Source organism: Streptomyces corchorusii, from assembly GCF_001514055.1.
Taxonomy (GTDB): Bacteria; Actinomycetota; Actinomycetes; order Streptomycetales; family Streptomycetaceae; genus Streptomyces; species Streptomyces olivaceoviridis.
On record NZ_KQ948352.1, the window covers coordinates 416,222 to 440,307 of the forward strand.

Sequence of the window (24,086 nt, forward strand, 5' to 3'; positions counted from 1 at the left end):
AGGGGATACCCGGCATGAACGGCTCGCGCATCGCCGCCATCGGTCACTACCAGCCCGCCAAGGTGCTCACCAACGACGACCTGGCGGGCATGGTCGACACCAGTGACGCGTGGATCCGCAGCCGGGTCGGCATCCGGACCCGGCACATCGCCGGCCCCGACGAACCGGTCGACGAACTGGCCGCGCACGCCGCCGCCAAGGCCCTCGCCGCCGCCGGACTCGCGCCCGCCGACATCGACCTGGTGCTGGTGGCCACGTCCACCGCGATCGACCGCTCCCCGAACACCGCCGCCCGGGTGGCCGCCCGCCTCGGCATCCCGCGGCCGGCCGCGATGGACGTGAACGTCGTCTGCGCCGGCTTCACCCACGCCCTCGCCACCGCCGACCACACCGTCCGGGCCGGCGCCGCGACCCGGGCGCTCGTCATCGGCGCCGACAAGATGTCCGACGTCACCGACTGGACCGACCGCAGCACCTGCGTCCTCGTCGGCGACGGCGCCGGGGCGGCCGTGGTGGAGGCGTGCGGGCCGGACCGGGAGCCCGGGATCGGGCCGGTGCTGTGGGGGTCGGTGCCCGAGATGGGGCACGCCGTGCGGATCGAGGGCACGCCGCCGCGGTTCGCGCAGGAGGGGCAGAGCGTCTACCGCTGGGCCACCACCCAGCTGCCGGCCATCGCCCGCCAGGCCTGCGAGAAGGCCGGGGTGGCCCCCGAGGACCTCGCCGGGGTCGTGCTGCACCAGGCCAACCTGCGGATCATCGAGCCGCTGGCCGAGAAGCTCGGCGCCGTGGGCGCGGTGGTCGCCCGCGACGTCACCGAGTCCGGCAACACCTCGGCCGCCAGCATCCCGCTCGCCTTCTCCAAGCTGGCCGAACGGGGAGCGCTCAGCACGGGCGATCCGGTGCTGCTGTTCGGCTTCGGCGGCAACCTGTCGTACGCCGGTCAGGTCGTGCGGTGCCCCTGATCGTGCGGTGCCCATACGAGCTCCGGGGGGCTCAGGTGCGTACTCGGCCGGATTGCCCCGTGCTTCCGTACGCCTGATGCTGAATACTGTGCACCGTAGACTGTAGACGAAAGACAATTGATACTGAGCCGAAGCGAGCGTCTCAGGGTCCACGCGTCAGACCTGCACAGGAGGGGACCGCGATGTTGTCGACCGGACTGCCGCAGGGGGCGGTGCCCAAGCTGGAACGGCCCGGCCCGCTGCGCGAGCGCGTCTACGAGGCGCTGCTGGAACTCATCACCACCCGCGCCCTCCAGCCCGGCCAGCACCTCGTGGAGAGCGAACTCGCCGGGCACCTCGGCGTCTCGCGGCAGCCGGTGCGCGAGGCCTTGCAGCGGCTCAACACCGAGGGGTGGGTCGATCTGCGGCCCGCCCAGGGCGCGTTCGTGCACGAGCCCACGGAGGAGGAGGCCGACCAGCTCCTCACGGTCCGCACCCTGCTGGAGGCGGAGGCCGCCCGGCTGGCCGCCGCGCACGCGGACGGCGCCGGCATCACCGTGCTGGAGGAGCTGTGCGCCGAGGGCGAGGCGGCGGTGGCGGCCGAGGACGTGGACCGCGCGGTCGCCCTCAACGCGGCCTTCCACGCCAAGGTGATGGAACTGGCCGGCAACACCGTCCTCGCCGGACTCGCCGCCCAGGTGGACCGGCGGGTCCGCTGGTACTACACGCCGGTGGCCCGGCAGCGCGGCCGGCAGTCCTGGCGCGAGCACCGCGAACTGATCACCGCGATCGCCGCCCGTGACGAGCAGCGCGCCACCGAGCTGATGCGCGCGCACACCGAGCACACCCGGCGCTCGTACCACGAGCGCAACGCGACCTGACGTACGGGGAGCGGAGCGCGAGGCTGGGGTCGTACGGGGGCACGCGAGCGGGGTGACGGGCGGCTGCCCGGGGCCGTCGGCCCGGTGGGCAGCCGCACGCGCGGTTCCCCCTCCCCGGCCGGCGAGCCGGTCGGGGAGGGGGAACACCGGTCGAGACGGGCGGTCAGGTGGCCGGGTGCGGTTTCGCCGCCGGTACCGGCTCGCCGCCCCCGGTGCGGCCCGGCTGGCGCAGCAGCAGCGCGAGGGCCGCCGCCACCATCGAGACGCCGCCGGCCAGCGCGTAGGCGCCGTCGTAGCCCCAGGCGCCGACCACCATCGAGCCGAGGCCACCGCCGAACAGGCCGCTGACCAGCTTGCCGCTGTACACCAGGCCGTAGTTCGTGGCGTTGTAGTTCTCGCCGAAGTAGTCCGGGGTCAGCGCGGCGAACATCGGGTAGAAGGCGCCGCCGCCGAAGCCGGAGAGGAAGGCGAAGAACAGGAACAGCCACTCGCTGCGGACGTCACCGGCCCAGATGACTCCGAACTGGGCGAGTCCGAGGACCACGATGACGAAGACGAGGGTCGTCCTGCGCCCCCAGCGGTCCGACAGCCAGCCCACGACACCGCGGCCGATGCCGTTGATGACCGCCATCACGCCCATCGAGGACGCCGCCACCAGCGGGCCGAAGCCCACGTCCTTGGCGAAGTCGACCTGGAAGGAGATCCCGAAGATCGACACGCCCGCGGTCATCACGATGGAGATCCACATCAGGGGCAGCATCCCGGTGCGGATGGCCTCCTTGGGCGTGAACTGCCGTACGGCGGGCGGGTTCTTCGCCAGCGACCGGGCGTTCTTGCTGTCGCCGGAGAAGGTGAGCGGGTCGATGTCCGCCGGCCACCAGTTCTTCGGCGGGTCCTTGAAGAAGAACGCCGAGGCGAACACGACGATCATCACGTAGACGCCGATGAGGTCCAGGACCCGGTGGTAGTTCTCCGTGTCGAAGGCGTAGTTGAAGATGAAGATGAACGGCAGCGAGCCGTACGCGAAGCCGCCGTTGACGAAGCCCGTGCGGGCGCCGCGCCGTTCGGGGAACCATTTGCCGACCATGTTGATGCACGTCGCGTACACCAGACCGGCGCCGATGCCGCCGACCACCCCGAAGCCGAGGATCGCCAGCCACACGTCGTCCAGGTGCGACAGGGCCAGGAACCCGACCAGGCACAGTCCGGACCCCGTGTACATCGCACGGCGGGCGGTCAGGACGCCCCTCTCGCGCAGCCAGCCCGCCGGGAAGGCGATGCCGGCCTGGAAGAACACCCAGACGCTGAGGATCCAGAAGGTGTTGGACTGGGTCCAGCCGTGCGCGTGCGAGAGGGTGTCCTCCGCGGAGCCGTACGCGTACTCGAAGACGCTGATCGCCATCATGGCGATCCACGGCAGGTAGACCATGAGCTTGCGGGAGTGGCCGAGGATGTCCCGGTCGGTCTCGCCCACGCGGTAGACGCGGCCGTGCGAGTCGGTCACCTCGCGATAGGGACGTGGTGCGGCGTGCAGGTCGGCCGAGAGTGGATCTGCCGTCATGCTTATGCCATCTCCTCACCAAGGGGATGCGGGTTGGGGACGATGCGCCGGGCCTTCGGCCTGCCCGGGGCCTTCAGGAAGAGCGCCACCACCGCGGAGGCCAGCCCGATCGAGCCCGCGAGGACGAACGCGCCGTGGTAGTCCCACGCGTCGACGACGACCGCGCCCAGGCCCGAACCGACGAGCCCGGAGACGAGTTCCGAGCTGTAGACCATCCCGTAGTCGGAGGCGTTGTTGTTCTCGCCGAAGTAGTTGGCGGAGGCGTACACAACAGGGGTACGGGCCGCCCCCTTCGGGGTGTACTGCTTCACCGCCGGCGGGTTCTTCTCCAGCGCCCGCCGGATCCCGGGGTCGTGGGTCACCGTGAGCGGGTCGACGTGCGCGGGCCACCAGTTCTTCGGAGGATCCTTGAACGGCCACGGCCACGGCCACGGCCGCCTGGAAGAACACCCAGACGCCCATCAGCCGGAAGATGTGCCCGCTGCTCCACAGATGCGCCTGGTGGAGCGCGTCCTCCGCCGATGTGCACGCGTACTCGGCGGAGCTGATGCCCATCATGCCCACCCAGGGCAGGATGACCATCCAGGTGCGCCTGCGGCCCATGATGTCGATGTCGGACTCGCCGACCCGGTACACGCGTCCGTTCCGGTCCGTCACTTCCCGGTACGGCAGGGACGTCGAGTGATCGGTCGTTCTCATCGCTCACCCCTTGCGTCGAACGTTCTGGCCGGCGCCCCCGTCCCATGCCTTTCGTGCGCAGACGGGTCCCGGGGCCGGCCGGCGCGCACCGCAGGCCGGCCCCGTTCCGCTCAGCTCATGAACCGCCCCCCAAAAGGCCCGCCGCCCGTGCCCACCGGTACTTCGCGCCGAGCACCGCCACCGGCTTCTCGGTCGTGTACGGATAGGCCACGACGCCCCGTTCGAACAGGTACTGGCAGGCCTCCTCGACCTCGACGTCACCGGCGAGCGACGCCACGACCGGCTTCCGGACGCCCCGCTCGCGGAACTCCGCCACCACCCGCGCGGTGAGTTCGGCGAACACCATCGGCGGGGTGACGATCGTGTGCCAGTAGCCGAGCACCAGCGCGTGGATGCGCGGGTCCTCAAGGCCCAGCCGGATCGTCGCCTCGTACGTCGACGGCGGCTCGCCCCCCGTGATGTCGACCGGGTTGCCGGCCGCGCCGAACGGCGGGATGAACCGGCGGAACGCCTCGTCCAGGTCGGGCGGGATCTCCATCAGGGACAGCCCGTTGTCCGTCACCGCGTCCGACAGCAGCACACCGCTGCCGCCCGCGCCGGTGATGATCACGACGTTGTCCCCGCGCGGGGTGGGCAGCACCGGCAACGCGCGCGCGTACTCCAGCATGTCGTTCAGGCCCGGCGCCCGGATCACCCCGGCCTGCCGGAGGATGTCGTCGTACACCGCGTCGTCGCCCGCGAGCGCGCCGGTGTGCGAACCGGCCGCCTTCGCGCCCGCCGCCGTACGGCCCGCCTTCAGGACCACGACCGGCTTCTTCGGCACGGTCGCGCGGGCCGCCTCCACGAACGCCCGTCCGTCCTTGAGGTCTTCGAGGTGCATCGCGATGCAGTCGGTGTGCGGGTCCTCGCCGAACCAGGTCAGCAGGTCGTCCTCGTCCAGGTCCGACTTGTTGCCGAGGCCGACGATCGCCGACACGCCCGTCTTCGTGGTGCGGGCGAAGCCGAGGATGGCCATGCCGATCCCACCGGACTGCGAGGTCAGCGCCACCCCGCCCTTGACGTCGTACGGCGTGCAGAACGTGGCGCACAGGTCCTGCCAGGTGGAGTAGTAGCCGTAGATGTTCGGCCCGAGCAGGCGGACGCCGTGCCGCTCGGCGATCTCCACGATCTCCGCCTGGAGCGCGTGCTCGCCGGTCTCCGCGAAGCCGGAGGGGATCAGGACGGCGTTGGGGACGCCCTTGCGCCCCACCTCCTCCAGGGCCGCGGCCACGAGGCGGGCCGGAATGGCGAAGACGGCCACGTCCACCTCGCCGGGCACGTCCGTGACGCTCTTGTACGCCTTGCGGCCCAGGATGTCGTCGGCCTTGGGGTTGACCGGGTGGATGTCCCCGGCGAAACCGCCGTCGACCAGGTTGCGCATCACCGAGTTCCCGATCTTGCCGGGTTCGTTGGAGGCGCCGATCACGGCGACGGAGGAGGGCTGCATCAGCCGCCGCATGGACGCGAGGATCTCCTCGCGCGCGTACCTCCTGCGCGGTACCGGCTGCCGCTCGGCGAGCAGGATCCGGATGTCGGCGGCGACCGCTCCCGTCGCCGTCGCGATCACCGGGTTGAGGTCCACCTCGGCGATCTCGGGGAAGTCCGCGACGAGTCGGGACACCCGCCGGATCTGCTCGGCCACCGCCCACCGGTCCACACCGGCCTGGCCGCGGACGCCGCGCAGGACCTGTGCCGACCGGATGGAGTCGAGCATCGACAGCGCCTCGTCGGCGGAGACCGGCGCGAGGCGGAACGTCACGTCCTTCAGCACCTCGACCAGCACCCCGCCGAGCCCGAACGCCACCACCTTCCCGAAGGTCGGATCGGTGACCGCGCCGACGATGACCTCCTGGCCCGCCGGCAGCAACTCCTGCACCAGCACACCCTCGATGCGGGCCCCGGCGTCGTAGGCGCGCGCGTTGTCCACGATCCGGTGGAACGCGGCACGTACGCCGGCCGCGCCCTCCACCCCCACGACGACCCCGCCGGCCTCGGTCTTGTGCAGGATGTCCGGCGAGACGATCTTCAGCACCACCGGCCCGCCCAGACGCGCCGCCGCGGCCACCGCCTCGTCCACGTCCGCCGCCAGTTCCTCGCCCGGTACGGCGATCCCGTACGCGTCGGCGACCACGCGGCCCTCGGGCGCGGTCAGCGCCGTACGGCCCTGGGCCCGCACCGACTCCAGCAGGGACCGCACCCGCAGTACCCGGTCCTCGGCCATCACCTCAGATCACCCCGTTCGACTTCAGCAGGCGCAGTTCCTCGTCGCCGAGGCCCAGTTCGCCGACGTAGACCTCTTCGTTGTGCTCGCCGAGCAGGGGTGAGCCGGTCACCTCGACGGGGGAGTCGGAGAGCTTGAGCGGGCTGCCGACGGTGACGAACTCGCCGCGCTCGGGGTGCGGGACGCGGACCACCATCTCGTTGGCGGCGAGCGAGGCGTCCTCGATGATCTCCTTCGTGGACAGGATCGGGCCGCACGGGATGTTGTGCGCGTTCAGCCGCTCCAGCACCTCCCACTTGGGGAGCGTCGCCGACCACTCCTCGATCAGCTGGAACATCTTGTTCAGCTTCGGCAGCCGGGCCTCCGGGGTCGCCCACTCGGGGTCCTCGGCGAGTTCGGGCCGGCCGATGAGCTCGGTGATCGGCTTCCAGCCGACGGGCTGGACGATGACGTACACGTAGTCGTTCGGGCCGCCCGGCGCGCACCGCACCGCCCAGCCCGGCTGACCGCCGCCGGACGCGTTCCCCGAGCGGGGGACCTCCTCGCCGAAGTCCTCGTTGGGATATTCGGCGAGCGGCCCGTGGGCCAGGCGCTGCTGGTCCCGCAGCTTCACCCGGCACAGGTTGAGGACCGCGTGCTGCATGGCCACGTTGACCCGCTGCCCGCGCCCGGTCCGCTCGCGCTGGAAGAGCGCCGCGAGAATGCCCGCCACGGCGTGCACACCCGTCCCCGAGTCCCCGATCTGGGCTCCCGTCGCTAGCGGCGGCCCGTCCTCGAAGCCGGTGGTCGACATCGACCCGCCCATGGCCTGCGCGACGACCTCGTACGCCTTGAAGTTCGTGTACGGGCCGTCCCCGAACCCCTTGATGGAGGCGTAGACGATCCGGGGGTTGATCTCCTTGACGCGGTCCCAGGTGAACCCCATCCGGTCGACCGCGCCCGGCCCGAAGTTCTCCACCATGACGTCCGAGCGCCGGATCAGCTCGGTGAGGATCTCCTTGCCGCGCTCGGTCTTGGTGTTCAGCGTGATGCTCCGCTTGTTGCAGTTGAGCATCGTGAAGTACAGGGAGTCGACGTCCGGCAGGTCCCGCAGCTGCTTGCGGGTGATGTCGCCGGTCGGCGCCTCCAGCTTGACGACGTCGGCGCCGAGCCAGGCGAGCAACTGGGTGGCGGACGGCCCCGACTGGACGTGGGTCATGTCCAGGACGCGGATGCCGGCCAGGGCCTTGGTGGGCGTTCCAGTCATGCGGGCCACCTCACTTGTACATGGTCTGGTTCATGGTTCCGGGGGCGTACGCGTCCGGGTCGACCCAGACGTTGATCAGCGACGGCTTGCCGGACTCGCGGGCCCGGCGCAGGGCGGGGCCGATGTCGGCGGGGTCGCGGACCTCCTCGCCGTAGCCGCCGAGGATCTGCGCGAACTTGTCGTACGGGACGTCGCCGAGGGTGTTGCCGACCCGTTCGCGCTCCTTGCCGTACTTGGCGGCCTGGCCGTAACGGATCTGGTTCATCGAGGAGTTGTTGCCGACGATCCCGACGAACGGGAGGTCGTAGCGGACCAGGGTCTCGAAGTCCCAGCCGGTGAGGGAGAAGGCGCCGTCCCCGAAGAGGGCGACCACCTCCTTGTCGGGGCGGGCCTGCTTGGCGGCGAGCACGAAGGGGATGCCGACGCCGAGGGTGCCGAGGGGGCCCGGATCCATCCAGTGGCCGGGCGACTTGGGCTGGACGACCTGCCCGGAGAAGGTGACGATGTCGCCGCCGTCGCCGATGAAGACCGAGTCCTCGGTCAGGAACTCGTTGATCTCGCTGACCAGCCGGTACGGGTGGATCGGGGAGGCGTCGGACCGCAGCTGCGGCAGCCGCTTCTCGATGGCCGCCTGCTCGGCCGCGCGCAGTTCGTCCAGCCACTCCTTGCGCCTGGCCGCACCGCCGCCCGGCCGCCCGGCGGCGGCCTCCGTCACCGACTTCAGGACCAGGCCCGCGTCGCCGACGATGCCGAGGCCGATGTCGCGGTTCTTGCCGACGGTGCGGTAGTCGAGGTCGATCTGCACGACCGTGGCGTCGGGGGAGAGGCGCTTGCCGTACCCCATGCGGAAGTCGAACGGGGTGCCGACGATGACGATGACGTCGGCGTGGGAGAAGGCGTACCGGCGGGAGAGCTGGAAGTGGTGGGGGTCGCCGGGCGGGAGCGTGCCGCGTCCGGCGCCGTTCATGTACGCCGGGACGTTCAGGGTGCGCACCAGCTCGACGGCGGCCTCGGTGCCCCGGGTCGTCCACACCTGGCTGCCCAGCAGGATCGCCGGCTTCTCGGCGTGGACGAGCAGGTCGGCCAGCTTCTCGACGGCCTCCGGGTCGCCGGCCGAGCGGGTCGAGGCCCGGTAGGCGCCGGCCCGCGGGACACGGGCCTTGGCGACCGGCACCTTCGCGTCGAGGACGTCCCGGGGGATCTCCAGGAAGGAGGGGCCGGGTGCGCCGTGGTAGCACTCGCGGAAGGCCATCGACACCATGTCCGCCGCGCGCGCCGTGTCCGGCACCGCCGCCGCGAACTTGGTGATCGGCGTCATCATGTCGACGTGCGGCAGGTCCTGGAGGGAGCCCATCTTGTGCTGGGTGAGCGCGCCCTGGCCGCCGATCAGCAGCATCGGGGACTCGGCGCGGAAGGCGTTGGCGACCCCGGTGACGGCGTCGGTCGTCCCGGGCCCCGCGGTGACCACCGCGCAGCCCGGCTTGCCGGTGATGCGGGCGTAGCCGTCGGCGGCGTGCGCGGCGACCTGCTCGTGGCGGACGTCGACGACTTCTATGCCCTCGTCCACGCAGCCGTCGTAGATGTCGATGATGTGGCCGCCGCACAGGGTGTAGACGCGGTCGACGCCTTCGGCCTTCAGCGCCTTGGCAACGAGATGGCCACCGGAGATCACGTCCTGGGTGTCGTCGGGCATGGCGAAGTCCCGTCCCTTTCATAGGAGTTTGGGCGGTTCGCGGGGCATGGCGGTGCGGGGGATGCGTACAGCGGGAGGGCTGTATGCAGTAGATTGCATACAGTCGACGAATACTGTATGAAACTTGTTATCCCGCATCCCGTGGGTGGTGTCCAGGGGGCGTACACAGTTTTCGGTCATCGGTGTCCGGGCGGTTCCAGTCACCGGAGCGCGCGATGATCCCCGCAGACAGGAGCCGGCATGGACCTGTACGAACACCAGGCACGACAGCTCTTCCAGGACCACGGCATCCCGGTGCCGCGGGCCGAGGTCACCCGGTCGCCCAAGGAGGCGCGGGAGATCGCCCGGCGGCTCGGCGGCCGGGCCGTGGTCAAGGCACAGGTGAAGACGGGAGGGCGCGGCAAGGCGGGCGGGGTCCGGCTCGTCGCCGACCCGGCCGCCGCCGAACTGACGGCCCGCCAGATGCTCGGCACGGCCATCAACGGCCACCGCGTCCGCACCCTGATGTTGGCCGAACCAGTCGACATCGCCGAGGAGTTCTACGTCTCCTACGTCCTGGACCGCGCGTCCGGCGGCTTCCTCGCCATCGCCTGCGCACAGGGCGGGGTGGACATCGAGGAGGTGGCCGCGCACCACCCGCAGGCCGTGGCGCGCATCCCGGTCGACCGGGCCGAGGGCGTCACCTCCACCAAGGCCGGCGAAATCGCGAGCGCCGCCGGGCTGCCGCCGCGGACCGCCGACGTCCTCGTCCGGCTGTGGCAGGTGCTGGTCGCCGAGGACGCCCTGCTGGTCGAGGTCAACCCGCTGGTGCGCACCGCCCAGGGGCACGTCCTCGCCCTCGACGGCAAGGTCACCCTGGACGACAACGCCCGCTTCCGGCAGGCACGTTGGGGCGACGAGGACACGGAGCAGCGCGATCCGCTGGAGACCGAGGCCGCCGCCCGCGGGCTCCACTACGTCAAGCTCGACGGCGAGGTCGGGATCATCGGCAACGGTGCCGGCCTCGTCATGTCGACCCTGGACGTGGTCGCCGGCTGCGGCGCCCGCCCCGCCGACTTCCTCGACATCGGCGGCGGGGCCTCGGCGGAGGTCATGGCCGACGCCCTCTCCGTTGTGCTCGCCGACCCCGCCGTGCGCAGCGTCCTCGTCAACGTCTTCGGCGGGATCACCGCGTGCGACACCGTCGCCGACGGCATCCTGGCGGCGGTCGACCGGGTCCGGCCCACCAAGCCGCTCGTCGTGCGCCTCGACGGCAACAACGCCGCGCGCGGCCGGGCGATCCTCGACGCACGGGCGCATCCGCTGGTCGAACAGGCCGCCACCATGGACGGCGCCGCCCGCCGCGCCGCCGAACTCGCCCACACCGCCTGAGGAGCCGGGACATGGCCATCCACCTCACCACGGAGAGCAGGATCCTCGTCCAGGGCATGACCGGCGCCGAGGGCATGAAGCACACCCGGCGGATGCTCGCGGCCGGCACGAACGTCGTCGGCGGGGTCAACCCGCGCAAGGCCGGCCGTACCGTCGACGTCGACGGGCACCCGCTGCCCGTCTTCGGCTCGGTCGCCGACGGCATGCGCGCGACCGGCGCCGACGTCAGCGTCGTCTTCGTCCCGCCGGCCTTCGCCAAGGCGGCCGTCACCGAGGCCGCCGACGCCCGGATCCCGCTGGCCGTCGTCATCACCGAGGGCATCCCGGTCCACGACACCGTCGCCTTCACCGCGTACGCGCGGCAGCGGGGCACGCGGATCATCGGACCCAACTGCCCCGGCCTGATCTCCCCGGGCCAGTCGAACGCGGGCATCATCCCCGCCGACATCGCCAAGCCCGGCCGTATCGGCCTGGTCTCCAAATCGGGCACCCTCACCTACCAGCTCATGTACGAGCTGCGCGACACCGGCTTCTCCACCTGTGTCGGCATCGGCGGCGACCCCGTCGTCGGCACCAGCCACATCGACTGCCTGGCCGCGTTCCAGGACGACCCCGACACCGAACTGATCGTCCTGATCGGGGAGATCGGCGGCGACGCGGAGGAACGGGCCGCCGCCTACGTCCGCGACCACGTCACCAAGCCCGTCGTCGGCTACATCGCCGGGTTCACCGCGCCCGAGGGCCGGACCATGGGCCACGCCGGCGCCATCGTCTCCGGCTCCACCGGCACCGCCCGCGCCAAGCAGGAGGCCCTGGAGGCGGCCGGGGTGCGGGTGGGCCGCACCCCCACGGAGACGGCCCGGGCGGTGCTGGAGACGCTGCGGAAGGGCTGAGCCGAGGCGCGCCCCACCCACGCGGCCACCCCCCCCGAACAGGTACCTCCCCGCCCCCTCCATCCCCGCGCAGCGAGAGCGGAGACCACGCATGTCACCCACCCTCACCCCGCAGCCCCCGACCCCTCCTCCGGTCGCACTCCTCAAACCCGGCACCTCCTACGCCGACGCCTGGCAGCGCTGTCTCACGGTCGCCCCCGAAGCCTTCCGGGAGCAGGGCGCCGGCAATCTGTGGGCCGGTGTCTGGCACCCCGACGGCCGGACCCTGCCCGCGACCACCCCGGTCGACGGCACCCCCATCGCCGGCGCGCCCCGCCTGGACGGCGACACCGCCCACCAGGCCGTACGCGCCGCCCTCGATCAGCACCGCGCCTGGCGCCACGTCCCGCTGCCCGAACGGCGGGCCCGCGTCGCCGCCACCCTGGGCGCGCTCGCCGAGCACCGCGAACTGCTCGCCCTGCTGCTCGTCTGGGAGATCGGCAAGCCCTGGCGGCTCGCGCTCGCGGACGTGGACCGGGCGATCGACGGCGTGCGCTGGTACGTCGACGGGATCGAACCGATGCTCGCGGGCCGGGCCCCGCTGGACGGGCCCGTGTCGAACATCGCCAGCTGGAACTACCCGATGAGCGTGCTCGTGCACGCCGCGCTCGTGCAGGCGCTGGCCGGCAACGCGGTCATCGCCAAGACCCCGACCGACGGCGGTGTGGCGTGCCTCACCCTCGCCGCGGCGCTGGCCGCCCGCGAGGGGGTGCCCCTGACCCTGGTCGGCGGCAGCGGCCGCGAGCTGAACCAGGCGCTGGTGCGGGCGCCGGAGATCGGCTGCGTGTCCTTCGTCGGGGGCCGCGACACCGGCGCGGCCGTCGCCACGGCCGTCGCTGACCTGGGCAAACGGCACGTCCTGGAACAGGAGGGCCTGAACACCTGGGGCATCTGGGACTTCTCCGACTGGGCGGCGCTCACCGCCGTCGTCCCCCGGCTCTTCGACTACGGCAAACAGCGCTGCACCGCCTACCCGCGCTTCGTCGTCCAGCGCTCCCTCTTCGACGCGTTCCTCGCCGCCTACCTGCCGGCGGTCCGGGCCGTCCGCGTGGGCCACCCGCTCGCCGTGGCGAACCCGGCCGATCCGCTCCCCGAGCTGGACTTCGGGCCCCTGATCAACGCGGCCAAGGCCAAGGAGCTGACCGACCAGGTGGCCGAGGCCGTCGACCGGGGTGCCGTACCGCTGCACCGGGGCCGGCCGGACGAGGCGCGCTTCCTGCCGGGCCAGGACACCTCCGCCTATGTCCACCCGGTCACCCTGCTCGCTCCGCCGCCGTCCTCCCCGCTGCACCACGCCGAGCCCTTCGGGCCCGTCGACACGATCGTCCTCGTCGACACCGAGGCCGAGCTGCTGGCCGCGATGAACGCGTCCAACGGCGCGCTGGTGGCCACGCTCGCCACGGACGACCGGGCCGCCTACGACCGGCTCGCCCCCCAGATCCGCGCCTTCAAGACCGGGCACGGCGTCCCGCGCTCCCGCGGCGACCGGGACGAGCTGTTCGGCGGGTTCGGCGCGTCCTGGCGCGGTGCGTTCGTCGGCGGTGAGCTCCTGGTCCGGGCGGTGACGCGGGGCGCGGCGGGGGAGCGGCTGCCCGGGAACTTCCCGGAGTACCAGCTCATGCCCTGACTCTCACGCTCGGCACACGGGATCTCGCGGACTGTATACCGTCGGCAATCCGGCGCCCTGCCTCGTCCCCGCGGACGGATACGCAGGTGAAACGCACTCCGAAACCTTGGTATTGTTGTCCATGTCGCCGCGCGGAACACACCCCGCAAGGCGGCAGACACCTGGTCCGGGTGGCGGAATGGCAGACGCGCTAGCTTGAGGTGCTAGTGCCCTTTATCGGGCGTGGGGGTTCAAGTCCCCCCTCGGACACTCACCGTAGCGATACGGAAGCGAGGACCTCGACCTGACGGTCGCGGTCCTCGCTCTGTTTCCGGCGGAGGCCGACTGGACGGGCTCAGCTCCCCGCGCAGTAGTTCATCAGCGTGTCGTGGTTCGCCTTGAACTGGTCGTAGATCGCCGGGTTGTCGATCTTCAGCAGCGTCTCGTCGTTGGCCCGCAGCGCGGAGTAGGTGTAGTTGTGGCTTCCGGTCCACACCAGCTTGCGGTTGGCGACCCCGTCGTACGTTCCTTGGATCAGCAGGTACTTGGAGTGCACCCCGATCTTGTAGGTGCCGTCGGGGCTGTTCTCGTAGCACTCCACCCGCTTGGTCAGCTTGCCGTAGAGGGTGTCCGTCACGGTCTGGCTCATGGAACCCGGCGCGCCGTCGGCCGCCAGGTAGACGGAGCACCCCGAGTTCACCAGGCTGACCAGCTTCTGGGCGACCTCGTCACGGCTGAAGAGGTTCATGCCGACGCGGATCTGGGTGCCTCCGGAGCAGCTGACGTTGTCCAGGATCAGCTTGACGGTGTCGGTGCTCGCGTCGTTGTTCCACGAGGTGCCGGACGCCTCGTGGCGCGGGAAGAAGTACGCCTTGTACGGGCCGGTGGAGCTGGCCAGCGTCTTGTAGTAGTCGCTGTTGCCCGACGAGGAGGAGCCGTAGGACAGCAGGTCCGAGAAGTACGACTGGTAGATGCCGTACAGGCCGGAGTCCGGGATCGTCACGGCGTTGTTGAAGTAGGTGGTGCGCTGCGACGTGGTCATGTTGTGCGAGGTCTGCACCACCACGTTGCTGGCGCCGCCCACGTTGGAGAACAGCCAGAACTTGTTGTGGTTGATCGCCGGATCGCCGGAGGTGAGCTCCCGGGTCCCGATGCAGCCGCGGGCGCTGGGGCAGGCCATCACCCACGACGACTGGGTGCGGTCGGTGCCCAGGCCGTCTCTCAGGGTGGCGTACTCGCCCCCGCTCATGGTGGTGGTGGTGTCGTCCACGATGATGCGGACCTTGACGCCTCGCGCCTTCGCGTTCACCAGCGCCTGGGCGGCCGTGTCGTCGGTGAACGTGTAGGCCGCGGCCGTGATCGACTCCCCGGCGGGGGTGGCGTCGATCAGGCTGACGATGTAGTCGCGGATCCGGTTCTGGTCGGCGGTGGTGCCCGACGGGTCGTTGAAGACGGCCGAGGTGGTCACCGTGACGGCGGCGTGGGCCGGGCTGGAGGCAATCAGGACGGTCGCGGGGAGCAGGGCGGCCGTCAGGGCCGCCCTCCACATCTTCGTCGGTCGACGCACAACGATCCCTTCGGGTGACGGGCCGGGTCTGAGCGTATGTCAGGAGCCTGCGACAGACTGCCCGTTCACTCCTGTCCGTGGCAACAGTCCGTACGCGGACTGCGCCCCGCGCCGTGCACCGCACGCCCGGTGCGTCCGCCGCGATGAAGGACCGTGCGCGCGGCCTTGCGCGCGGCTCGGCTGTTCTGCCCAATCCCTTGACGATCGCCTCTCCGGCCGGTTAACTCACGTCCTAAATTAAGTCATGAGTGCAATCCCCGAAGGGACCCGGGAGCCATGCGCAGGATCCGAGCCGCGGCCGTAGGCGCCGTCACCCTGTCTCTCGCCCTCGCGGCCACGGCCTGCGGAGGCGGATCGTCCACCGGCGGTGGGTCGAACGACTCGCCCAAGACGCTGACGTATTGGGCCTCCAACCAGGGTGCCAGTGTCGCCGTGGACAAGCAGGTGCTCCAGCCCGAGCTCGACAAGTTCGAGAAGCAGACCGGCATCAAGGTGAAGCTGGAGGTCGTGCCCTGGTCGGATCTGCTCAACCGGATCCTGACCGCGACCACCTCCGGCCAGGGCCCGGACGTGCTGAACATCGGCAACACCTGGAGCGCCTCCCTCCAGGCCACCGGCGGGCTGCTGTCGTGGGACGAGAAGAACTTCGCCAAGATAGGCGGCAAGGAGCGGTTCTCCGACACGGCTCTCGGCTCGACCGGCGTCCAGGGCAAGGACCCGGCCGCCGTGCCCCTGTACTCGATGGCGTACGCCCTCTACTACAACAAGAAGATCTTCGCCGACGCCGGGATCAGCAAGCCCCCGGCCACCTGGGACGAGCTCATCGCCGACGGCAAGAAGATCAAGGCCAAGGGCAAGTCCGTGCTCGGCGCCGAGGGCGCGAACCTGTCGGAGAACATCCACCACGTCTTCGTCTTCGCCAAGCAGCACGGCGCCGACTTCTTCACCGCCGACGGCAAGCCCGACTTCACCAACCCCAAGGTCGTCGAGGCGGTGAAGAGCTACGTCGACCTGATGGCCAAGGACGGGGTCATCCCGGCCGGCGACGCCGAGTACGCGCAGAACCAGTCCGTCAGCGACTTCGCCAAGGGCAAGCAGGCGATGCTGCTGTGGCAGTCCGCCGCCTCCAACCTCAAGTCCCAGGGCATGAACCAGGATGCCTACGGCGTCGCGCCGGTGCCGGTGATCTCCGGGGCGCCCGGCGCCGGCACCCAGGTCAACTCGGCGGTCATGGGCATCAACATCGCCGTCTTCAAGAACACGCACAACCTCGACGGCGCCACGAAGTTCGTGAAGTTCATGACCTCCGACGCCGAGCAGAAGATCCTGAACACGGCCTACACCTCCATCCCGCCGGTCAAGGCCGCCCAGGGCGACCAGGCGTTCAACGCGCCGGACACCGCCGTGCTGAGGGACACCCTCGCCAAGAGCGCCGCCGCGCTGCCGCAGGTGCCGGCCGAGTCGCAGTTCGAGACGGCGGTCGGTACGGCCGTCAAGGAGCTGTTCGCCGACGCCGCCGCCGGCCGCGCCGTGACCACCGGCTCGGTCAAGGCCAAGCTGGAGAAGGCCCAGCAGCAGATGCCGGCGGCCTGACGACCATGACGACCACCGCACTGAAGCAACCGGTGCGCGAGACGTCCCCCGGTGCGGCGCGCGAACCCCGCCGCCGCACCGGGCGGATCAGACGCGTCACCCTGCCGTACCTGCTCCTGCTGCCCGCCCTGCTCCTCGAACTCCTGGTCCACCTGGTGCCGATGGCGATCGGCATCGTGATGAGCTTCAAGCAGCTCACCCAGTTCTACATCCGCGACTGGGGCACCGCCCCCTGGAACGGCTTCGACAACTACAAGGTGTCGGTGGACTTCGACGCCCCCGTCGGCAAGGCGCTGCTCCAGTCCTTCGGCATCACCGTCGGCTTCACCCTGCTGTCGGTCGGCCTGTGCTGGCTGATCGGCACGGCCGCCGCCGTGTACATGCAGGACACCTTCCGGGGGCGCGGCCTGCTGCGCGCCCTGTTCCTGGTGCCGTACGCGCTGCCCGTCTACGCGGCCGTCATCACCTGGGTGTTCATGTTCCAGCATGACAACGGCCTGGTGAACCACGTGCTGCACGACCAGCTGCACCTCACCGACAAGCCGTCCTTCTGGCTCATCGGCGACAACAGCTTCTACGCCCTACTCACCGTGTCCGTCTGGAAGGGCTGGCCGTTCGCGTTCCTCATCGTGACGGCCGGACTCCAGAACATCCCCCGGGAGCTGTACGAGGCCGCGGCGCTGGACGGCGCCGGGATGTGGCAGCAGATCCGCCGCATCACCCTGCCGTCGCTGCGCCCGGTCAACCAGGTGCTGGTCCTGGTGCTGTTCCTGTGGACGTTCAACGACTTCAACACGCCGTACGTGCTGTTCGGCAAGGCCGCCCCCGAGGCCGCCGACCTCATCTCGGTGCACATCTACCAATCCTCCTTCGTCTCCTGGAACTTCGGCACCGGCTCGGCCATGTCCGTCCTGCTGCTGCTGTTCCTGCTCGTCGTGACGGGCGGGTACCTGCTGCTGACCTCGCGCGGACGGAGGGCTTCCGATGCATGACACGTCGCTCACGGCGCAGCGCAACTCGCCGATGGCGCCCCCGCGTTCGTTCCTGTGGTCGCGCCGGGTGTTCCTCACCCTGCTCGCCGGGTTCGTGCTGCTCCCGGTGTACGTGATGATCTCCAGCTCGCTGAAGCCGCTCTCCGACGTCACCGGCAAGTTCCGCTGGCTGCCCAGTGAGCTGACCATCCGGCCGTACATCGACATCTGGTCGACCGTGCCGCTCGCGAAGTACTTCATGAACTCGCTGATCGTGGCGGGCGCGGCGACCGTCTGCTCGGTGGTCATCGCCGTGTTCGCGGCCTACGCCGTCAGCCGCTACGACTTCCGCGGCAAGCGCGTCTTCACGGTCACCGTGCTGTCCACGCAGATGCTCCCGGGCATCCTCTTCCTGCTCCCGCTCTTCCTGATCTACGTCAACATCGGCAACGCCACGGGCATCGCCCTGTTCGGCTCCCGCGGCGGGCTGATCCTGACCTACCTCACCTTCTCGCTGCCGTTCTCCATCTGGATGCTGATCGGCTACTTCGACTCGGTGCCGCGCGACCTGGACGAGGCGGCGCTCGTGGACGGCTGCGGCCCGTTCGGCGCGCTGTTCCGGATCGTCGTACCGGCCGCGATCCCGGGCATCGTCGCGGTCGCCGTCTACGCCTTCATGACCGCCTGGGGAGAGGTGCTCTTCGCCTCGGTCATGACCAACGACACCACCCGCACCCTCGCCGTCGGCCTCCAGGGCTACTCCACGCTCTACGACGTCTACTGGAACCAGATCATGGCCGCCTCGCTGGTCGTCAGCGTGCCCGTGGTGGCCGGCTTCCTGCTGTTGCAGCGCTATCTCGTCGCGGGTCTGACGGCGGGAGCCGTCAAGTGACCCACACCCCTGATCCCGAAGGGACTTCCGTGTCCGAACCCATCGACCTCGCCGCCCTCCCGCACGACTTCCTGTGGGGCACGGCCACAGCGGCGTACCAGATCGAGGGGGCCGTCGCCGAGGACGGCCGCTCGCCCTCGATCTGGGACACCTTCTCCCACACCCCGGGGAAGATCGCGAACGGTGACAACGGCGACGTCGCCTGCGACCACTACCACCGCTGGCGCGAGGACATCGGCCTGATGCGGCAACTCGGGGTCGACGCCTACCGGTTGTCCGTGGCCTGGCCGCGGGTGGTCCCGGGGGGCACCGGCCCGGTGAACCCCAAGGGACTGGCCTTCTACGACGAGTTGGTGGACGCGCTGCTGGAGGCGGGCATCACCCCGTCCGTCACGCTCTACCACTGGGACCTGCCGCAGGTGCTCCAGGACCGCGGCGGCTGGCCGGAGCGGGACACCGCCCTGGCGTTCGCCGAGTACGCCTCCGTCGTCGCCGAACGCCTCGGCGACCGCGTCAAGCTCTGGGCCACCCTCAACGAGCCGTCCTGCTCGGCCTGGATCGGCCACCTCGAAGGCCTCATGGCGCCGGGCTGGACCGACCTCACCGCCGCCGTCCGCGCCTCCTGCCACCTGCTCCTCGGCCATGGCCTCGCCACCCAGGCGGTCCGCGCCGCCGCCCCCGGCGCGCAGGTCGGCATCGTCAACAACCTCTCCACCGTGCACCCGGTCACCGACCGCCCCGAGGACCTGGCGGCGGCCCGCCGGCACGACGGCCACGTCAACCGCTGGTGGCTCGACCCGGTGCACGGCCGCGGCTTCCCCGCCGACATGGTGGAGACCTACGGCGTCGAACTGCCGGTGGACGACGCCGACCTGGCCACCATCGCCGCCCCGCTCGACTGGCTCGGCCTGAACTACTACTTCCCGGCGTACGTCGCCGACGACCCCGAGGGGCCCGCTCCGTACGTCCGTTCCGTCCGCCGCGAGGGCGTCCCGCGCACCGGCATGGACTGGGAGATCGACGCGTCCGGCATCGAGACGCTGCTGCTGCGGCTCACCGAGGAGTACGGCGCCCGGAAGATCTACGTCACCGAGAACGGCTCCGCCTACCCGGACGTGGTCCGCCCCGACGGCAGCATCGACGACCCCGAGCGCCAGGAGTACCTGGAGCGCCACCTCGCCGCCTGCGCCTCCGCCGTCCGCAAGGGCGCCCCGCTGGCCGGCTACTTCGCCTGGTCGCTGCTGGACAACTTCGAGTGGGCGTACGGCTACGACAAGCGGTTCGGCCTGGTCCACGTCGACTACCGCACCCAGGTCCGCACGATCAAGGGCAGCGGTCGCCGGTACGCGGACATTGTCCGCGTCCACCGCGGCCAGACACGCCGGGCCGCCTGAGCCCGGCCCGGACGGCCGGTGGACACGACCGGGGAGTTCGTGTCCACCGGCCCGCCCCGCACACCCTCCCCATGCCTGTCATGTACGTGACAAAGATCAGCAAGCGCACCTCCACCCCCACAAGGAGAGCCGCATGCCCAGCCGCATCCCCCGCACCCTGCTCGCCGCCCTGGCCACCACGGCCCTGCTCTGCTCCGGTCCGGTCCTGGCCGGACCCGCCGCCGCGGCCCCCGCCGCCGTCGGCTGGGACACCGACCGCGCGGCCACCGCCTACGCGGTGAACCCCGCGGCCGTCACCGCCTCCGGCAGCGAGAACGCCGGCACCGCGCCCGGCCTCGCCTTCGACGGCGACGGCGCCACCCGCTGGTCCAGCGACTTCGCCGACGACGCCTGGATCCGCGTCGACCTCGGCTCGGTGATCCGCGTCGACCGCGTCGTCCTCGACTGGGAGGCCGCCTACGGCAAGCGCTACGTGCTGGAGGCGTCCCGCAACGGCACCGACTGGACACCCTTCTACACCGAGACCGCGGGCACCGGCGGCTCGGTCACCGCGCACACCTACCCCCAGGAGGTCACCGGCCGCTACGTCCGCCTGCGCGGCCTCGAACGCGCCACGCCGTACGGCTACTCCCTGTGGAACTTCAAGGTCTACGGCGGCGAGCCCGCACCCGCGTCGACCACCCGCACCAACCTCGCCCTGAACCACCCGGCGTACTCGAACTACTACCAGCACGCCGGGAACTCGCCCGCGTTCGTCACCGACGGCGGCTGGCCCGCCAACCTCAAGGACGACGCGACGCGCTGGTCCAGCGACTGGAACGCGGACCGCTGGGTCTCGGTGGACCTGGGCGCCCCGTCGGTCGTCTCCTCCGTCGACCTCTACTGGGAGGCGGCCTACGCCGTCGACTACCAGCTCCAGATCTCCGACGACAACCGCACCTGGCGCACGGTCTACCAGCCCTCGGCCGCCGACGTGGCCGCCCGCCGCGCCAACGTGAAGTCCCCGGCCGAGGCCGTGGGCCTGCACGACACCATCACCCTCCCCGCACCGGTCACCGGCCGCTACGTCCGCATGCTCGGCAAGGAGCGCCGCTCCTTCTACAACCCGGCCCCCGCCACGGCCCAGTTCGGCTACTCCCTGTACGAGTTCCAGGTCTGGGGCACCGGCGGCAGCGCCTCCGCCGCCTACCCGGCCCTGCCCGCCGACCAGCCCGGCACCTACCGCACCACCTTCTTCGACGACTTCACGACCGCCTCGCTCGACCGCTCGAAGTGGCGAGTGGTGCGCACCGGCACCGAGATGGGCCCGGTCAACGGAGAATCCCAGGCGTACGTCGACTCCCCGGACACCATCCGCACCGAGAACGGCGAGCTGATCCTGCGGGCGAAGTACTGCAAGGGCTGCACCCGGGCGGGCGGCGGCACCTACGACTTCACCTCCGGCCGAGTCGACACCAACACTCGTTTCGACTTCACCTACGGCAGGGTCAGCGCCCGGATGAAACTGCCCGTCGGCGACGGGTTCTGGCCGGCGTTCTGGCTGCTCGGCAGCAACGTGGACGACCCCTCCGTCTCCTGGCCGGCCTCCGGCGAGACCGACATCATGGAGAACATCGGCTACCCCGACTGGACCAGCACGGCCCTGCACGGCCCCGGCTACTCGGCCGACGGCAACATCGGCGCCCGCCAGACCTACCCGGGCGGCGGCACGGCCGACCAGTGGCACACCTACGCGGTCGAGTGGACCCCGACGGCGCTGCGGTTCTTCGTCGACGACCGCCTGGTCCAGGAGACGACCCGCAACAAGGTCGAGTCCACCCGGGGCCAGTGGGTCTACGACCACAACCAGTACGTCATCCTGAACCTCGCCCTCGGCGGCGCCTACCCGGCCGGCTGGAACAAGGTCACCACCCCCTACTGGGGCCTGCCGCAGTCCAGCGTGGACCGGATCGCGGGCGGGGGAGTGCAGGCGGAGATCGACTGGGTGCGGGTGGAGCAGAAGGGGTGACCGGACGCATCCAGGACTGCGGCACGCTTGGATGACGGGCCGTGCAGGACCGAGGGGTCGGCGATGGATCTGGTACTCGACCCGCCGCGCGGAGTGGCGCCGGTCCTGCGTGCGGGACGTGCGACACGTCGCAGCCGGAGCACCCGGTGCTCGCCGGTGTGTCGCTCGGCTTCACCCGGCAGACCTCACAGCGTTGACCTCACACGCCCGCCTCCGCCAGGAACGGGCTGGGCTTGCCGTACCAGGACACGTACAGGCTGTCGCGGGCCCGGGTGCAGGCGACGAAGAGCAGGCAGCGTTCGGACATCAGGTCCGTCTCGTGCTGCTGGGCGTCCACCTCCGGCGGGGTGACCGCCTTCGGGAACGGCAACGCGTCCTCATGGGCGCCGATGACCGCCACACAGCGGAACTCAAGGCCCTTGAACGAGTGCATGGTCCCGACCCGCACCGTCGGCGCGTCCCCGGTCGCGGCGTCGGCGGTGCGCAGGGTGGCGGCCGGGACACCGGCGTCCTTCAGGCGCGCCACCGCCTTCGCGCACGTCTTGTTGAAGCGGGCGCTGACGCCGATCTCCCCGGCGCCGACGCCCGCGTCCAGCCACGCCCGCACCCGGGCGACCAGTGCGTCCAGTTCGGCCTCCTCCGTCTCCGCCGCGTGAACGGTGGGCCCGTCGCCGTGGAGGGCGGAACGGTAGCCGAGCAGGGTCTCGTTGCGGTTCTCGTCCTCCAGCTGGGCGATCGGGCGGCCGATCAGCAGCGCCGTGGACCAGCGCAGGATCTCCTGCGTGCTGCGGTAGTTCTTGCGCAGCTTCACCGACCGCCCGGTCACCTTGATCCCGAGCGACTTGAGGGACACCTTGGAGTCGTAGATGCGCTGGTGCGGGTCGCCCGCGATGAACAGGTCGTCCGGGCGGGCGGGGACGGCGGCGCGCAGCAGCCGCCACTGCACCGGGTGCAGGTCCTGCGCCTCGTCCACCACGACGTGCCGGTACCGCGGCCCGCTCTCCGCCAGCAGCCGTGCCGCCTCCGCGCACGTCTGGAGCCAGGTGCGGCACCCGTCCGCCGCGAGGCCGGCCGTGAACCGCTCGACCGTCCGCCAGACCAACGGCCGCTCGGCCGCCGCGAGCCGGCTCCCGCGTCCCCGCCGGTCCGCCGCCTCGTACTCGGCCAGGGTCCTGATGTCCTGGGCCAGGATGACGTGCCGGTACTCCTGGGCGAGGAACTGCGCGCTGCCGGTGAAGCCCGTCGCCTCGGCGGCCCTGCCCCAGCGGCTCTCCTCCTCGTTGTCCGGCAGTGGCCGCAGCGTCACCGCGCCCGGGGCCTCGGCGACGACGCGGGCGGCGAAGCCGTCCACCGTCGAGATGTCCACCCGCTCCCGCAGCGCCGGGTCGTCCACCAGGGAGTCCAGGCCCGAACGGAGCGCGCTGACGAGGGCGTTGGTGTAGGTGGTGAGCAGGACGCGGTCGCCGTCGCGCAGGTACCCCAGCAGGTGCTTGACCCGGTGCAGGGCGACGACGGTCTTGCCGGTGCCCGGCCCGCCGGTGACCTGGGCGGGCCCCGCGTAGGACGCCCGGTAGGCCACCTTCCGCTGGGAGGGGTGCAGGAAGACCCGCCAGGCCGCGAACGGCTTCTCCAGGATGTCCCGCAGTTCCTCGGACGCCGTGACCAGTGCGATGCGGGCCCGGCTGTGCCGGATCGCCGTCTCGAAGTCCCGGGTGTCCACCGGCTGTGCCGACGCCTGGAGCGCGGGCGCCACGATGTCCTGCCAGACCTCCTCCACCGTGCAGCCCGCGGCGAGGTACTGGAGCACCTCGCGTTGGTCCTGCGGCAGCAGCGGCGCGAAGACCTCAAGCTGTTCCTGGTCGACGAGCGACCGGGCCTGCCGCAACGTCTCGTCGTCGATGCCGAGCGCCTTCAGGTCCCCGTCGGAGAACTTCCCGAACAGCCGCTCCTTCGACGAGTCCTCCGCCACCCGCTCGTACGCCGGCGTGAGCTCGTCCAGGGTCGCCGCGTCCCGGATCTCGACGGCCCGCGTCACCTCGTTGATGCTGGACCTCTGCTTCTTCGCCCAGGCGATGGCCTTGTCGTGCTGCATGACCCGCAGCAGCACGAAGGTGTCCCCGGAGGCCGGGGCGAGGACCACACCGCGCCAGAACTGGTCGATGCGGATGGTCCGGATCTGCCTGTCCCGCGCGTTCGTCAGGCTCTCCAGCTTCAGCCCCTGGTCCTTGAAGAGCTGGTCGAGGGTGAGCCGGCCGAACTTCTCCCAGGCGTCCAGCACGCCCTTCCTCACCGGGGGCTGGAGCTTGGGGAGCTCGGCGAAGAAGCCGATGTCGAAGGCGAGCTGGGGCATGCGGGAATCTTAGAGGCCGCGCGGGCGGGGTCCCGGCAACAGCCCAGGCGGCCCCCGGCGATCAGAGAGGCGCGACGCTCCATGACGAACGGTGCGGATCCGTGCTCGCGCTCCCACGAGG

At 70.9% G+C, this 24,086-nt stretch carries 17 protein-coding genes, 1 tRNA gene and 1 pseudogene; 12 read left to right on the forward strand and 7 right to left on the reverse strand.

Annotated features, from left to right (window positions below):
* The first annotated feature begins 14 nt into the window (after positions 1-14).
* Together AQJ11_RS06050 and AQJ11_RS06055 are read left to right on the forward strand one after the other, a co-directional pair.
* Positions 15-962, forward strand: a complete 948-nt coding sequence (locus AQJ11_RS06050) for a beta-ketoacyl-ACP synthase III (RefSeq protein WP_014676072.1) — start codon at positions 15-17, stop codon at positions 960-962.
* Between the two features lie 182 nt (positions 963-1,144).
* The gene (locus tag AQJ11_RS06055) at positions 1,145-1,822 is read left to right on the forward strand and encodes a GntR family transcriptional regulator (RefSeq protein WP_059262120.1); all 678 of its coding nucleotides are present in this window, start codon (positions 1,145-1,147) and stop codon (positions 1,820-1,822) included.
* A 163-nt stretch (positions 1,823-1,985) separates the two neighbouring features.
* Here AQJ11_RS06055 and AQJ11_RS06060 read toward each other — a convergent pair whose 3' ends face one another.
* Entirely contained in the window at positions 1,986-3,383 is a 1,398-nt protein-coding gene (locus AQJ11_RS06060) for an OFA family MFS transporter (RefSeq protein ID WP_175252316.1), read from the reverse strand.
* Between the two features lie 2 nt (positions 3,384-3,385).
* Positions 3,386-3,959, reverse strand: a pseudogene (locus AQJ11_RS50795) (hypothetical protein).
* Here AQJ11_RS50795 and AQJ11_RS53080 point away from each other — a divergent pair.
* Positions 3,856-4,068, forward strand: a complete 213-nt coding sequence (locus AQJ11_RS53080) for a hypothetical protein (RefSeq protein WP_059262122.1) — start codon at positions 3,856-3,858, stop codon at positions 4,066-4,068. The pseudogene AQJ11_RS50795 and the gene AQJ11_RS53080 sit on opposite strands and share 104 nt — an antisense overlap.
* Positions 4,069-4,197: 129 nt before the next feature.
* Here AQJ11_RS53080 and AQJ11_RS06075 read toward each other — a convergent pair whose 3' ends face one another.
* From AQJ11_RS06075 to AQJ11_RS06085, 3 genes are read right to left on the reverse strand one after another with little or no spacing between them, the layout of a single operon-like run.
* Positions 4,198-6,342 (reverse strand): acetate--CoA ligase family protein, encoded by a 2,145-nt coding sequence (locus tag AQJ11_RS06075; RefSeq protein ID WP_059262281.1) that lies wholly within the window; start codon positions 6,340-6,342, stop codon positions 4,198-4,200.
* A 4-nt stretch (positions 6,343-6,346) separates the two neighbouring features.
* Positions 6,347-7,588 (reverse strand): formyl-CoA transferase, encoded by a 1,242-nt coding sequence (frc, locus tag AQJ11_RS06080; protein ID WP_059262282.1) that lies wholly within the window; start codon positions 7,586-7,588, stop codon positions 6,347-6,349.
* Positions 7,589-7,598: 10 nt separating this feature from the next.
* A complete protein-coding gene (locus AQJ11_RS06085) occupies positions 7,599-9,281 on the reverse strand; it encodes a thiamine pyrophosphate-binding protein (RefSeq protein WP_059262123.1) in 1,683 nt (560 codons plus the stop codon).
* A 240-nt stretch (positions 9,282-9,521) separates the two neighbouring features.
* On the opposite strand from AQJ11_RS06085, the gene sucC reads away from it, so the two are divergent.
* The 4 genes from sucC (at position 9,522) to AQJ11_RS06105 (ending at position 13,460) form a co-directional block, all read left to right on the forward strand.
* A complete protein-coding gene (gene sucC / locus AQJ11_RS06090; protein ID WP_059262124.1) occupies positions 9,522-10,652 on the forward strand; it encodes an ADP-forming succinate--CoA ligase subunit beta in 1,131 nt (376 codons plus the stop codon).
* An 11-nt stretch (positions 10,653-10,663) separates the two neighbouring features.
* Positions 10,664-11,545 carry a succinate--CoA ligase subunit alpha gene (sucD, locus tag AQJ11_RS06095; RefSeq protein WP_059262125.1) on the forward strand — a complete coding sequence of 294 codons (882 nt, stop codon included), beginning with the start codon at positions 10,664-10,666 and terminating at the stop codon, positions 11,543-11,545.
* Between the two features lie 91 nt (positions 11,546-11,636).
* Complete coding sequence (locus tag AQJ11_RS06100) at positions 11,637-13,211, forward strand: aldehyde dehydrogenase family protein (RefSeq protein WP_059262126.1); 1,575 nt, start codon at positions 11,637-11,639, stop codon at positions 13,209-13,211.
* Positions 13,212-13,375: 164 nt separating this feature from the next.
* A tRNA-Leu gene (locus tag AQJ11_RS06105) sits at positions 13,376-13,460 on the forward strand.
* Between the two features lie 85 nt (positions 13,461-13,545).
* Here AQJ11_RS06105 and AQJ11_RS06110 read toward each other — a convergent pair.
* Positions 13,546-14,757, reverse strand: a complete 1,212-nt coding sequence (locus AQJ11_RS06110) for a phospholipase D-like domain-containing protein (RefSeq protein ID WP_059262127.1) — start codon at positions 14,755-14,757, stop codon at positions 13,546-13,548.
* Between the two features lie 276 nt (positions 14,758-15,033).
* Between AQJ11_RS06110 and AQJ11_RS06115 the strand changes: the two genes are divergently transcribed.
* The 5 genes from AQJ11_RS06115 (at position 15,034) to AQJ11_RS06135 (ending at position 21,615) form a co-directional block, all read left to right on the forward strand.
* A complete protein-coding gene (locus AQJ11_RS06115; protein ID WP_059262128.1) occupies positions 15,034-16,350 on the forward strand; it encodes an ABC transporter substrate-binding protein in 1,317 nt (438 codons plus the stop codon).
* Between the two features lie 5 nt (positions 16,351-16,355).
* Positions 16,356-17,342: a carbohydrate ABC transporter permease gene (locus tag AQJ11_RS06120; RefSeq protein WP_058082752.1), complete on the forward strand. Its 987-nt coding sequence runs from the start codon at positions 16,356-16,358 to the stop codon at positions 17,340-17,342.
* 31 nt (positions 17,343-17,373) lie between these two features.
* Entirely contained in the window at positions 17,374-18,213 is an 840-nt protein-coding gene (locus tag AQJ11_RS06125) for a carbohydrate ABC transporter permease (RefSeq protein WP_041666014.1), read from the forward strand.
* Positions 18,214-18,242: 29 nt separating this feature from the next.
* Complete coding sequence (locus tag AQJ11_RS06130; protein ID WP_059262129.1) at positions 18,243-19,607, forward strand: GH1 family beta-glucosidase; 1,365 nt, start codon at positions 18,243-18,245, stop codon at positions 19,605-19,607.
* Positions 19,608-19,740: 133 nt separating this feature from the next.
* Complete coding sequence (locus AQJ11_RS06135) at positions 19,741-21,615, forward strand: discoidin domain-containing protein (RefSeq protein WP_059262130.1); 1,875 nt, start codon at positions 19,741-19,743, stop codon at positions 21,613-21,615.
* A 199-nt stretch (positions 21,616-21,814) separates the two neighbouring features.
* On the opposite strand, the gene AQJ11_RS06140 is transcribed toward AQJ11_RS06135, so the two are convergent.
* Complete coding sequence (locus AQJ11_RS06140; RefSeq protein ID WP_059262131.1) at positions 21,815-23,965, reverse strand: UvrD-helicase domain-containing protein; 2,151 nt, start codon at positions 23,963-23,965, stop codon at positions 21,815-21,817.
* Between the last annotated feature and the right edge of the window lie 121 nt (positions 23,966-24,086).